This window comes from Cellulosimicrobium sp. NPDC057127, assembly GCF_042670945.1.
In the GTDB taxonomy this organism is placed as follows: domain Bacteria; phylum Actinomycetota; class Actinomycetes; order Actinomycetales; family Cellulomonadaceae; genus Cellulosimicrobium.
The window spans coordinates 179,720-192,752 of sequence record NZ_JBHUUP010000002.1 but is presented as its reverse complement, the minus strand read 5'-3'; the positions used below and the strand labels follow the sequence as shown (position 1 = coordinate 192,752).

Sequence of the window (13,033 nt, the reverse complement as noted above, 5' to 3'; positions counted from 1 at the left end):
CTCCGGTCGTTCGGTCGTGGGTGCCGCGGCGGTCGCGGCCCTGGTGCACCCGGTCAGGCCCCTGGGTGCGAGAAGACCCGGCCCGCCGGGCGGCGGGCCGGGTCTCGTGTCCCGTGGGACGGATCCTGCGTGGACGCGCTCAGCGGCGGTCGACGTCGACGACGTCGACCCGCACCGGCCCGTCGGTCGCGAGCGCCCCGACGACGGTGCGCAGCGCGCGCGCCGTGCGTCCGCCGCGGCCGATCACTCGGCCGAGGTCGTCGGGGTGCACCCGCACCTCGAGCAGGTCACCTCGGCGCATCGTCCTGGAGCTGACCCGGACGTCGTCCGGGTTGTCGACGATGCCGCGCACGAGGTGCTCGAGGGCGTCCGCGAGCATCAGGCCTGCTCGTCGCTCGACGCGGTGTCGTCGGACTCGGCGGCCTCCGCGGGCGCCTCCGCCTTCTTCTCCGCGGCCTTGGCCTTGATCTTCTCGGCGTCCGCAGCAGCGGCCTCGACCGCGGCGGCGGCGTCGGCCTTCTCGCCCTTGACCTTGAGCGTGCCCTCGGCACCGGGGAGGCCCTTGAACTTCTGCCAGTCACCGGTGATCTTGAGGAGCGCGAGGACCTGCTCGGACGGCTGCGCGCCGACGCCGAGCCAGTACTGCGCGCGGTCCGAGGTGATCTCGATGAACGAGGGCTCCTCGGTGGGGTGGTACTTGCCGATCTCCTCGATCACACGACCGTCGCGCTTGGTGCGCGAGTCGGCGACGACGACACGGTAGTACGGCGCACGGATCTTGCCGAGACGCTTCAGACGAATCTTGACGGCCACTGTGGTGGTCACTCCTGGTTCTGGTGTGGGCGAGCCCGCTCGCGCCCTGGTGGGGCCAGGACCGCTGTGGGGGCTCAGGACGCGACAGGCACGGTGAGAGGGGCCGGGCATGCCGAGTACCGGGACATTGTGCCAGACCCGCGGCGGGCCCACCAAGCCGCCTCAGACCGGACGGGGCGCCACGACCTGACCCCGCAGCACGACGGCGGTCGGTGCCCGCAGCACGCCGACGTCGAGCCGCGGGTCCGCCGGGTAGACGACGAAGTCGGCGGACGCGCCCTCGACGAGCGAGGTGAAGCCGAGGTGCTCGCGGCCGCGCCAGCTCGCGGCCGCGACGACGTCCGCCGGCGGGATCCCCGCGGCGACCAGCTCCGCGCACTCGTCCGCGAGACGCCCGTGCCCGATCGTGCCGCCCGCGTCCGTCCCGACGAGGATGCGCACGCCCGCCTCGTGGAGGGCGCGGGCCTGCTCGTACCGGCGCGCGTGGAGGTGGCGCATCCGCGCGGCGAAGCGCGGGTAGCGCCCGTCGGCCTGCTGCGCGATCTGCTCGAAGCGGCCGACCTGCAGGAGCGTGGGCGTGACCGCGACGCCGCGCTCGGCGACCTCGGCCATGAGCTCGGGAGAGATGCCGGTCCCGTGCTCGATGCCGTCGACCCCGGCGGCGAGCAGCGACGGCACGACCTCCTCGGAGAAGGCGTGCACGGTGACGCGCGCGGCCTCGGCGTGCGCGGCCGCGACCGCCTGGGCGAGCACGTCGTCCGGCCACAGGGGACGCAGGTCGCCGTCCGCCCCGAGGTCGCGGTCGATCCAGTCGCCGACGAGCTTGACCCACCCGTCCCCCGCTCGCGCCTCGTGCCGTACGGCCTCGGGCAGCCGCGCGACGTCGTCGAGCTCGAGACCGTAGTGCCGCAGGTAGCGCTTGGGCCGCGCGAGGTGCCGGCCGGCGCGAACCAGCCGCGGCAGGTCGGTGCGGGCCTGGACCCAGCGCGTGTCGGCCGGGGACCCGGCGTCGCGCACGAGCAGCACGCCGCTGTCCCGGTCGGCCACCGCCTGCTGCTGGGCCGTCGCCGCGTCGACCGCCCCGTCGGCGCCGAGCCCGATGTGGCAGTGCACGTCCACGAGGCCGGGCAGCACCCAGCCCTCGAGCTCCGCCATCCTCGTGCCCTGCGCGGACGGCCGCGTCAGCGTGACCCGGCCGTCCTTGACCCACAGGTCGCCGACCTCCCGGTCGTCGCCGACGAGCACGCGGCCGCGGACGTGCAGCGTGGGACCTTCGAGCGCGGACATGCTGCTCCGGGACGGATTCGTGGTGCGGCGGGTGCGGCGGGCCGGTCAGCGGCCGAGGAGCTTCTCGAACCCGGGCGGGAGCTGCAGGTCGTCCGGGGTCTGCGGCGCCTGGTCCGCGCCCCGGCCGACGCCGAACGACGAGCCGTTCGGTGCCGACGGGGGCAGCTCCCCGGCGGCGCGCGCGGCGGCGGCGCGCTCCTGCGCGGCCCGCTTCGCCGGGTTGCCGGACTTGCCCTTGACCTTGCGCTGCGGGGCCTGGCGCCCGCGCGACTTCTTCCCGCCCATCCCGGGAAGGTTGCCCATGCCGGGCATGCCCGGCATGCCACCGCCCTGGCCCATCTGGCGCATCATCTTCTGCGCGCCCGCGAACCGCTCGAGGAGCTGGTTGACGTCGGCCGTCGTGCGCCCGGAGCCGCGCGCGATGCGCGCCCGCCGGGATCCGTTGATGATCTTCGGGTTCTCGCGCTCGGCCGGGGTCATCGACCGGATGATGGCCTCGATGCGGTCGACCTCACGCTCGTCGAAGTTCTCGAGCGCCTCGCGCATCTGGCCCATGCCCGGCAGCATCCCGAGCATCTTCTTCATCGAGCCCATGTTCTTCATCTGCTGCATCTGCACCAGGAAGTCCGCGAGCGTGAAGTCCTGACCCGACTCGAGCTTCTCGGCCATCTTCGCGGCCTGCTCGGCGTCGAACGCCTTCTCGGCCTGCTCGATGAGGGTGAGCACGTCGCCCATGTCGAGGATGCGCGACGCCATGCGGTCGGGGTGGAACGCCTCGAAGTCGGTGAGCTTCTCGCCCGTCGACGCGAAGAGGATCGGGCGCCCCGTGACGCCGGTGACGGACAGCGCCGCACCACCGCGGGCGTCGCCGTCGAGCTTCGTGAGCACGACGCCGGTGAAGTCGACGCCCTCCTCGAAGGCCTTGGCCGTCGCGACGGCGTCCTGACCGATCATCGCGTCGATGACGAACAGGATCTCGTCCGGGCTCACCGCGTCGCGGATGTCCGCCGCCTGCTGCATGAGCACCGAGTCGAGCCCCAGGCGTCCCGCGGTGTCGACGATCACGACGTCGTGCTGACGCTGGCGCGCCGCCTCGAGTCCGTCGCGTGCGACCGCGACCGGGTCGCCGATGACGTCGTCGACCTCGACGCCGCTCTGGTTGCCCGGGTGCGGGGCGAACACCGGGACGGCCGCGCGCTCGCCGACCACCGACAGCTGGGTGACGGCGTTCGGGCGCTGCAGGTCCGCCGCGACGAGGAGGGGCGTGTGGCCCTGCTCGCGCAGGTGGAGCGCCAGCTTGCCGGCGAGGGTCGTCTTGCCCGCACCCTGGAGGCCGGCGAGCATGATGACGGTCGGCGGGTTCTTCGCGAACCGCAGCCCGCGGCTCTCGCCGCCGAGGATGCCGACGAGCTCCTCGTTGACGATCTTCACGACCTGCTGCGCCGGGTTGAGCGCACCCGAGACCTCGGCCGACAGGGCGCGTTCGCGCACCGTCCCGGTGAACTCGCGCACGACCGGCACCGCGACGTCGGCGTCGAGCAGCGCGCGACGGATCTCGCGGATCGTCGCGTCGATGTCCGCCTCCGACAGCCGACCCTTCGCCCGCAGGTTCTTGAAGGTCGAGGTCAGTCGGTCCGACAGCGTGTTGAACACCGCGTCATCCTCATCAGTCGCCGGTCGTCTCGTGGGGAGCAGCGCACCATCGGCGCAGCGTCCCCCTCGATGCCGGGAGGGGCCGCACGTCCGCGCGTCCGCGAGCGTCTAGCCTACCCGGCGGATCCGGCCTCCCCGCGCCCGGCTCGCAGCGCGCTCGCCGTCGCCCCGACCAGGTCGTCCACGAGCCGCGCGCGCCACGCCGTCCACGCGCCGGGGCGCAGCGACGACGCGTCGGCCTCGGTGAGCACGCGCAGCGCCTCGAGCAGGTCGAGGCGGTGGTCGACGGCGTCGGCCAGCTCCGCCACGGTCGACGGGTCGTCGGGATCCTCGCCGACGGCGAGCCGCGACAGCGTCAGGTGGTGCCGCACGAGCCGCGCGACGTCGGCCACCACGTCGTCGTCGAACCCCATGCGCCGCAGGATCGGCGGCACCAGGCGCGCACCCTCGACCGAGTGGTCCGGCGCACCGGCCCTCTTGCCGATGTCGTGCAGCACGGCGGCGAGGAGGAGGACGTCGCCGCGGGCGACGTCCTTGCGGTCGCGCGCCGCCCGGGCCACGACCTCCACGAGGTGCCGGTCGACGGTGTGCCGGTGGACGGCCGCGCGCTGCGGCCGGTTGCGCACCCCGGCCCACTCCGGGATCCACGTCGTGACGACGCCCGCGAGGTCGAGCGCCTCCCAGACCGCGACCTGCGCCTGGCCCGATGCGAGCAGGGACAGGAACGCCGCGCGCGCCGGCCTCGGCCACGGCTCCGGCAGCGGCGGGCACTGCGCGAGGCTCGTCACCGAGACGGGCGAGAGGGTGAGGCCGGTGCGTGCCGCGGTGGCGGCCGCGCGCAACGACAGGAGCGGGTCCGACTCCGGGTGCGCGTCCACCGCGAGCACCAGCTCGCCGTCGTGCTCGACCAGCCCGTCCCCCACCGAGCGCAGCCGCGGTGCGGCACGCCGGCCGCGCACGAGCACGGGGCGGCGCGACACCGACGGCCGCTGCAGGGCCTGGCGCGCACGCCGCACGGTCGTGTCGAGGGCGTAGGAGACCTCGCGCCCCGCCTCCGCCAGGCTCGCGAGGAGCTCGTCCGGGTCGTCGAACCCGGAGAGCTCGGCCACCTCGTCGAGGTCCGCCAGCAGCAGCCTGCTGCTGTGCCGGCCCGTCACGACCTGGAGGGTGTCGCGCACGTCGAGCAGGTGGGCGTACGCGCGGTCGACCGAACCGTGAGGCCGGTCGGTCAGCCACGTCGCGGCGAGCGCCGACAGGACGACGGCGTCGCGGATCCCGCCGCGCGCCTCCTTGAGGTCGGGCTCGACGAGGTAGGCGAGCTCCCCGGAGCGCTCGGCGCGCTCGCGGGTCGAGGCGAGCAGCTCGGGCAGCCGGCGGCGCGACGCCGACCTCCAGTCGGTGAGCACCGCCGACGACGCGCGGTGCACGACCACCGCGTCCCCCGCCACGGCCCGGACGTCGAGCCAGCCGACCGCCGCGGGCACGTCCCGGGACGCGACCTGGCGGCACTGCGCGAGCGAGCGCACGGCGTGGTCGAGGTCGACGCCCGCGTCCCACAGGGGGTACCAGAGGCGCTCGGCGACACGGGAGACCTCGTCGGCCGCGTGGCTGCGCCCGTCGTGCACGAGCACGAGGTCGAGGTCGCTCACCGGGCCCATGTCGCCGCGGCCGAGGCTGCCCACCGCGGCGAGCGCGATGCCGTCCGGGGCGACGTCGGCGGTCGCCTCCTTCCAGAGCCCTTCGAGGCTCGTGCTCACGAGGTCGACGACCGCCGAGCGTCGCGCGACGCCGCTGCGGCCGCGGCCGCTCATGGATCGGGCGAGCTCCAGCGTCCGAGCACGGAGGTCCCGCACCCCCTCGGGGTGCGGGACCTCCGTCCGGTCCGCCGGCCCGCCCCCGCTGCCCACCGGGGACGAGGCGTGGTCCGTCATGCGTGCGTCAGCCTCCTCAGAGGGCGCCGGGGCCGTGCTCGCCCGTGCGCACCCGGGCGACGTCCTCGACCGGGACGGTCCAGACCTTGCCGTCGCCGATCTTGCCGGTCTGCGCCGCCTTGACGACCGCGTCGGTGACCGCCACCGAGTCGGCGTCGTCCACGAGCACCTCGATGCGCACCTTCGGCACCAGGTCGACCGTGTACTCGGCGCCGCGGTAGACCTCGGTGTGGCCCTTCTGGCGGCCGTACCCGCTGGCCTCGCTGACCGTCATGCCTCGCACGCCCACGGCCTCGAGCGCCGACTTCACGTCGTCGAGACGGTGCGGCTGGATGATTCCCGTGACGAGCTTCATGCCCGCACCTCCTTGATGACGGAGCCCTGCTGGATGGTCTCGTACCCGGTCTCGCCGTGCACCGCGAGGTCGATGCCGCCGACCTCGGCGTCCTCGCTGACCCGCCAGCCCATGGTGGCCTTGAGGGCGAGGGCGATGACCGCGGTGACGACGAGGGAGAAGGCGACGGCGACGACGGCGATGATGACCTGGACGAGGAGCTGGTTGACGCCCCCACCGTAGAAGAGGCCGGTCTCCGTGGCGAGGAAGCCGATGCCGACGGTGCCCCAGAGCCCGGCGACGAGGTGCACGCCGACGACGTCGAGCGAGTCGTCGAAGCCGAGCCGGTACTTCAGGCCGACCGCGAGCGCGGACAGCACGCCCGCGACGACGCCGAGGGCCAGGGAGCCGACCGGGTCGAGCGCGCCCGCCGCCGGCGTGATCGCGACGAGGCCGGCGACGACGCCCGAGGCTGCGCCGAGCGACGTCGCGTGGCCGTCGCGGATCTTCTCGGTGACGAGCCAGCCGATGACGGCGGCCGCGGTCGCCGAGGTCGTGTTCACCCACGCCAGGCCTGCGAAACCGTCGGCCGTGAAGGCGGAGCCGGCGTTGAAGCCGAACCAGCCGAACCACAGCAGGGCCGCCCCGAGCATCACGAACGGGAGGTTGTGCGGGCGCATCGGCTCCGTGCCGAAGCCCTTGCGCTTGCCGACGACGAGGGCGAGCACGAGCGCCGCCGCACCGGCGTTGATGTGGACGACCGTGCCGCCCGCGAAGTCGATCGGCGCGGCGATGGACGCGAACGGGCCGTCACCGGACAGCAGGCCGCCGCCCCACACCATGTGGGCCATCGGGAAGTAGCAGAGCGTGACCCAGATGCCCGAGTACACCATCCAGGTGCCGAACTTCACGCGGTCCGCGATCGCACCGGAGATGAGCGCCGTGGTGATGATGGCGAACGTGGACTGGAACGCGACGCCGACGATCCCGGGCACGCCGTAGTCGTCGACGAGGAACTCACCCGCGTCGTCGTAGATCGCCCCCGACAGGCCGAACTGCTCGAACGGGTTGCCGATGATCCCCCCGACGTCCGACCCGTAGGACATCGACCAGCCCCACAGCACGTAGACGACGCCGACGACGGCCATGGCGCCGAACGACATCATCATCATGTTCAGTACGGACTTGCCGCGAACCATGCCCCCGTAGAACAGCGCAAGCCCTGGTGTCATCAGGAGCACGAGCGATGCCGACATCAGCATCCACGCGGTAGCTCCGGTGTCCAGCTCCATGAGTCTCTCCCCTCGCCAGCCGGGCGGCCGGTCGGGGACAACGTTGGTGGGAGCGGGTTTCACCGGGGCTGTCGTGGTGTTACGGGCGTGTGACAAGCGCCCGTCCGGGGTAAACGTTCGGTTTCGTCACTCCCCCAGCAGGCCGTCGACGAACTGCTCGGGGTCGAACGGGGCGAGGTCGTCCGGGCCCTCGCCCAGCCCGACGAGCTTGACGGGGACGCCGAGCTCGCGCTGGACGGCGACGACGATCCCCCCGCGCGCCGTGCCGTCGAGCTTCGTGAGCACGATGCCGGTGACGCCCGCCACCTCGCCGAAGACGCGCGCCTGGTTCAGCCCGTTCTGCCCGGTCGTGGCGTCGAGGACGAGGAGCACCTCCGACAGGGGCGCCTCCTTCGTGATGACGCGCCGGATCTTGCCGAGCTCGTCCATGAGGCCGGCCTTGTTCTGCAGCCGCCCGGCGGTGTCCACGAGCACGACGTCGACGTTCTCGTCGCGGCCGCGCCGCACCGCGTCGAACGCCACCGCGGCCGGGTCGGCGCCGTCGCGGTCCGCGCGGACCGTCGGCACGCCGACGCGCGAGCCCCACGTCTGGAGCTGGTCCGCAGCCGCCGCACGGAACGTGTCCGCCGCGCCGAGCACGACGCTGCGGTCCTCGGCGACGAGCACGCGCGCGAGCTTGCCGACGGTCGTCGTCTTGCCGGTGCCGTTGACGCCGACGACGAGCACGACCGCCGGGACGGGGCCGTCCGCCCCGACGCTCGGGGTGGTCGACAGGCTCCGGTCGAGGGTCGGGTCGACGAGCGCGACGAGCTCCTCGCGCAGGAGCGCACGCACGCTGGCGGCGTCGCGCACGCCCAGCACGCGGACGCGCGTGCGCAGGTTCTCGATGAGCTCGCCCGCCGGTCCCGCACCGACGTCCGCGAGCAGCAGCGTCTCCTCGAGCTCGTCCCAGTCGTCCTCGGACAGGTGGTCGCGCGAGAGCACGGACAGCAGCCGTGCGCCGAGCGGCGAGCCCGAGCGCGCGAGGCGGTCGCGCAGGCGCACGAGGCGTCCGCCGACGGGTTCCGGCCGCTCGAGCGTCGGCGCAGGCGCCGCCTCGGGTTCCGCCGCCGTCGGCGGAGCCCCTTCGTCCACGAGCACGTCCGGGGACGCCCCGCCCACCTCGCCGGCCGTCGTGCCGCGCGGCACGGACGGTCCCGGCGCGCCGCGACGCCGTCGTCGCACCGTGGTCGTGCCGGCCGTGACGAGGCCGACGAGGAGCAGGACGCCGACGATGATCCACACGAGAGCGAGGTCGTTCACGCGGGCAGTCTCTCAGACGGTGGAGCGGGACTCGCGCGGTGCGCGAGCACGGGGACCGCGGTGCCGGTCAGGTGCCGGTCAGGTGCCGGTCAGGTGCCGGGGAACCGCCCGTGCGCATCGCGCGGGGCGGCCGTCGCGGCGGGTGGCGGCGGGACCGGCGGCGGTGCGGGGACCGGCGGCGGGGCCGGGACGGGCGGCGGCACCGGCACGGCAGGTGCGGCGTGCACGCGGACACGCGGACGCTGGCCGTGGTGGTGCAGCGGCCGGACGGCGCGCTCGCGCGCACGGTGCCAGACCTCGCTGAGCTCCTCGGCGTCGACGTACGCGGGCGTGCTCACCTCCGTCGCCGCGAAGAACTCGTCCATGCTGGTCTCGACCGGCCGGGGCAGGCGGACCGAACCCACGGGCCTCGCGCCTTCCTCGCCGCGGCGCCGACCGCGACGCAGACCGGAGCGGAAGTCGCGCCAGAACGCGCGCAGACCCTGCTCGTCGGTGGGCGGTGACTCGGACCGCGCGACGACGCTCGCGAACAGGAACACGACAGCGGCCGCGCCGAGCGTGATCCCGAGCCACACGAACATCCACACCATGAGGACCAGTATCCGCAGCCGTGAGGAGGCGTCGAGCCGCCGGTCGGCGTGGTCGGGGATCGCCACGACATCTTCACACGGCCCGGAACGGTGCGGATCCCGGCGCCTCTGCGCCGCCCGCCCGCCGGGCCCGTCGCACGCTGCGCCGTCAGGCCGGCACGGGTTCCGAGGGCTCCCGCAGCCGCTGGCTGATGACCGTCGTGACGCCGTCCCCGCGCATCGTCACCCCGTACAGCGCGTCCGCGATCTCCATCGTCCGCTTCTGGTGCGTGATGACGATGAGCTGGGAGTCCTCCTGGAGCTCGCGGAAGATCTCGAGGAGGCGTCCGAGGTTGACGTCGTCGAGCGCGGCCTCGACCTCGTCCATCACGTAGAACGGCGACGGGCGCGCCTTGAAGATCGCCACGAGCAGCGCGACGGCGGTCAGGGAGCGCTCACCGCCCGAGAGCAGCGAGAGCCGCTTCACCTTCTTGCCGGCGGGCCGCGCCTCGACCTCGATGCCCGTCGTGAGCAGGTCGTCGGGGTCCGTCAGCACGAGGCGACCCTCCCCGCCCGGGAACATGCGCGCGAAGACGCGCTCGAACTGCTCGGCCGTGTCGCGGTAGGCGTCCGCGAACACGCGCTCGACCCGCTCGTCGATCTCCCGGACGATCTCGAGGAGGTCCGCGCGCGACTTCTTGAGGTCGGCGAGCTGGTCCGCGAGGAACTTGTGCCGTTCCTCGAGAGCCGCGAACTCCTCGAGGGCGAGCGGGTTCACCTTGCCGAGGCGGGACAGGTCGCGCTCGGCGGAGCGGAGCCGCTTCTCCTGCGCGGCACGGTCGTACGGGACGGCCCGCGCCTCGTCGCCGGGTCCGTCCTCGACGGCGCCCCCGCGCGCGGGACCGGCCGGCGCGGGGACGGGCCGGTGCGGGCCGAACTCCTCGACGAGGACGCCGGGGTCCATCCCCAGCTCGTCGACGCTGCGCGCCTGGAGCTGCTCGATCCGCAGCTGCTGCTGCGCACGCGCGACCTCGTCCCGGTGCGCGACGTCGGTCAGCTCCCGCAGCCGCGCGGCGAGCCGGTCGACCTCCGCGCGAGCCGCCGTGACCGCGGCGTCGCGCTCCGCGCGCGCGGCCTCGGCGGCGTCCCGTTCGGCACCCGCCTGCGCGAGCGAGCGCTCGACGGCCGTCAGGGCGCGCGCGGCGCCGTCGCGCACCGCCGACGCCCGGGTCGCCTGGCGCGCGCGTGCGGCCTCCCGGCGCGCGGCGCGCTCGCGGGCCTCGCGCTCGCTCGCCGCCGCGCGGGCCAGTGCCTGCGCGCGTCCCGCGACCGCGCGCGAGCGCTCCTCGCTCGTGCGCAGGGCGAGTCGTGCCTCCGTCTCCGCGGCGCGCGCGGCAGCAGCCGCGGCGGCGAGCCGGTCGCGCTCCGCGCTCGCCTCGGAGACCGTCTCCTCGGACTGCTCGGGAGCCTGCTCGGCGGCCTCGAGCCGGGCCACGAGCTCGTCGAGCGCCGCCCGCGCGTCGTCACGACCCGCGGCGGCGGTCGTGAGCGAGGTGCGCACCCGCTCGGCCTCGGCCGCGGCCGAGCGGGCCGTGGCGCCGAGGTGCCCGAGCTGCTCGGCGACCGCGGCGAGCCGCGCGTCGGACTCGTTGAGCCGCTCGAGCGTCTCGTCGTAGCGCTCGCGCGCGGCGTCGCGGGCGCTGCGCGCCGCGGCGAGGCCGAACCGTGCGCGCTCGGCGCGCGCCACCGCGTCGGCGTGCGCCTCCCGGGCCTCCTCGAGCGCGGACTGCAGGTGCAGGACGCTCGGCGCCGAGGCCGAGCCGCCCCACGCGCGCGTGGCCCCGAGCACGTCGCCGCCGCGCGTCACCGTGACGAGGTCGGGGGCGGACGCGAGCACCGACCGCGCCTGGACCAGGTCGTCGACCACGACGACGCCGTCGAGCAGGGCGCGCACGGAGCGTCCGAGCCCTCCGCCGGCGGTCACGACGTCGACGGCCCACCGGGCGTCCTGCGGCAGCGTCCGGGCCGACGGCTCGTCGGGGTCGCCGCCCGGCGTGCCCGCGTCCGTCGTCGCGACCCCGACCCTCGCCGCTCCCGCGCCCGGAGGAACGGCACGCCGCTCGGCGACGACCATGCCCGCCCGACCCGCGTCCTCGGTGCGCAGGTAGCGCAGCGCGTCGACCGCGGCGTCGACCGACTCGACGGCGACCGCGTCCGCCGCCGGCCCGAGCGCCGCGGCGATCGCGTCCTCGTACCCGGGCTCGATGCCGAGCAGCGCCGCGAGGGAGCCCACCACGCCGACCTGGTCCGCCGCGAGGAGCGCGCCCGCACCGTCCTTGCGGTCGAGGCTCAGCTCGAGCGCCTCGATGCGCGCGCCCCACGACGCGCGGTCCTGGTCGGCCGTGCTCGCCTGCTCCTGGAGCGCGGCGACCTCGGCCGACGTGCGCTCGACGGCGTCGGCGGCCTCCTCGTGCTCGGCGTCGAGGCCCTCCTCGCCCTCCTCGACGCCGACCACCTGCGTCTCGAGCACCGCGAACTCCGTGGTGGCCTCGGTGCCGCGCCGCTCGGCCTCGGCGAGAGACGCACGCAGCCGCCCGATCTCGGCCTCGGCCGACTCCACCCGGGTGCGCTGGGCGGCGACCTGGCCCGCGAGGCGCGCGAGCCCTTCGCGGCGGTCCGCGACCCCGCGCAGCAGGGTGGCGACGGCGCGCTCCGCCTCGCCGGCGGCGGTCTCGGCGTCCTCGCGGTCCGAGACGGCCGTCGCCAGGGCGTCGCGTGCACGCGCCACCTCGGCCTCGAGCTCGGCCTCGGTCGTGCGCACGCGCTCCGCCTGCCGCTCGAGCTCGTCGGGGTCCTGGCCCCGCTGCGCGGGCTCCGGGCGACCGAGCAGCCGCAGCCGTTCCTCGGCGAGGGTCTGCGCGCCGCGCAGCCGTTCGCGCAGCGACGACAACCGGTACCAGACGTCCGCCGCGGCCCCGACGGCGGGAGCGGCCGAGGCGGCCTCGCGCTCGTGCCCGCCCAGCCGCTCGCGCGCGACGGCGAGGTCCCGCTCGACCTGCGCCTGCTGCGCGCGCAGCGCGGCCTCGTCGGCGATCTCCTGCTCGAGGGCGGCGGTGAGCTGGGCGAGGTCGTCGGCGAGCAGGCGCGCCCGCGCGTCGCGCAGGTCCGCCTGGATGGTCGCCGCCTTGCGCGCGATCTCGGCCTGGCGACCGAGGGGGCCGAGCTGGCGGCGCACCTCCGTGGTGAGGTCGGCCAGGCGCGTGAGGTTCGCCTGCATCGCGTCGAGCTTGCGGAGCGCCTTCTCCTTGCGCTTGCGGTGCTTGAGGACGCCGGCGGCCTCCTCGACGAACCCGCGCCGGTCCTCCGGCGTCGCGCGCAGGACCGCGTCGAGCTGCCCCTGGCCGACGATGACGTGCATCTCGCGGCCGAGCCCCGAGTCGGACAGCAGGTCCTGGATGTCGAGCAGGCGGCACGGCGACCCGTTGATCGCGTACTCCGACCCGCCGCTGCGGAACAACGTGCGCGAGATCGTCACCTCGGAGTAGTCGATCGGCAGCGCGCCGTCGGCGTTGTCGATCGTCAGCGACACCTCGGCGCGGCCGAGCGGCGGGCGCCCGGACGTGCCGGCGAAGATGACGTCCTCCATCTTGCCGCCGCGCAGCGTCTTGGCACCCTGCTCCCCCATGACCCAGGCGAGCGCGTCGACGACGTTGGACTTGCCCGAGCCGTTCGGCCCGACGACGCACGTGACGCCGGGCTCGAAGCTCAGCGTCGTCGCCGAGGCGAACGACTTGAAGCCCCGGAGCGTCAGCGTCTTGAGGTGCACGCCCCGAGCCTAGTGCTGCCCTCCCC

At 74.9% G+C, this 13,033-nt stretch carries 10 protein-coding genes; all 10 read right to left on the bottom strand.

The genetic code is table 11. The features are described from left to right. Positions 1 to 139 precede the first annotated feature (139 nt). Positions 140 to 379 carry an RNA-binding protein gene (locus ACFTZA_RS02605; protein ID WP_378190437.1) on the bottom strand — a complete coding sequence of 80 codons (240 nt, stop codon included), beginning with the start codon at positions 377 to 379 and terminating at the stop codon, positions 140 to 142. Next, positions 379 to 813 (bottom strand): 30S ribosomal protein S16, encoded by a 435-nt coding sequence (rpsP, locus tag ACFTZA_RS02600; RefSeq protein ID WP_378190765.1) that lies wholly within the window; start codon positions 811 to 813, stop codon positions 379 to 381. The genes ACFTZA_RS02605 and rpsP overlap by 1 nt, the downstream gene beginning before the upstream one ends. Positions 814 to 975: 162 nt before the next feature. Then, complete coding sequence (locus ACFTZA_RS02595; RefSeq protein ID WP_378190435.1) at positions 976 to 2,100, bottom strand: amidohydrolase family protein; 1,125 nt, start codon at positions 2,098 to 2,100, stop codon at positions 976 to 978. Between the two features lie 45 nt (positions 2,101 to 2,145). Then, complete coding sequence (ffh, locus tag ACFTZA_RS02590; protein WP_378190433.1) at positions 2,146 to 3,753, bottom strand: signal recognition particle protein; 1,608 nt, start codon at positions 3,751 to 3,753, stop codon at positions 2,146 to 2,148. Positions 3,754 to 3,866: 113 nt separating this feature from the next. Further along, entirely contained in the window at positions 3,867 to 5,684 is a 1,818-nt protein-coding gene (locus ACFTZA_RS02585; protein ID WP_378190431.1) for a [protein-PII] uridylyltransferase, read from the bottom strand. A 16-nt stretch (positions 5,685 to 5,700) separates the two neighbouring features. Beyond that, complete coding sequence (locus ACFTZA_RS02580) at positions 5,701 to 6,039, bottom strand: P-II family nitrogen regulator (protein ID WP_378190429.1); 339 nt, start codon at positions 6,037 to 6,039, stop codon at positions 5,701 to 5,703. Continuing rightward, the gene (locus tag ACFTZA_RS02575) at positions 6,036 to 7,310 is read right to left on the bottom strand and encodes an ammonium transporter (RefSeq protein WP_378190427.1); all 1,275 of its coding nucleotides are present in this window, start codon (positions 7,308 to 7,310) and stop codon (positions 6,036 to 6,038) included. The genes ACFTZA_RS02580 and ACFTZA_RS02575 overlap by 4 nt, the downstream gene beginning before the upstream one ends. A 126-nt stretch (positions 7,311 to 7,436) precedes the next feature. After that, positions 7,437 to 8,612: a signal recognition particle-docking protein FtsY gene (gene ftsY / locus ACFTZA_RS02570; protein WP_378190425.1), complete on the bottom strand. Its 1,176-nt coding sequence runs from the start codon at positions 8,610 to 8,612 to the stop codon at positions 7,437 to 7,439. Positions 8,613 to 8,701: 89 nt separating this feature from the next. Then, positions 8,702 to 9,268 carry a hypothetical protein gene (locus ACFTZA_RS02565; protein ID WP_378190423.1) on the bottom strand — a complete coding sequence of 189 codons (567 nt, stop codon included), beginning with the start codon at positions 9,266 to 9,268 and terminating at the stop codon, positions 8,702 to 8,704. An 82-nt stretch (positions 9,269 to 9,350) separates the two neighbouring features. Then, positions 9,351 to 13,007: a chromosome segregation protein SMC gene (smc, locus tag ACFTZA_RS02560; RefSeq protein ID WP_378190421.1), complete on the bottom strand. Its 3,657-nt coding sequence runs from the start codon at positions 13,005 to 13,007 to the stop codon at positions 9,351 to 9,353. Positions 13,008 to 13,033: the final 26 nt, after the last annotated feature.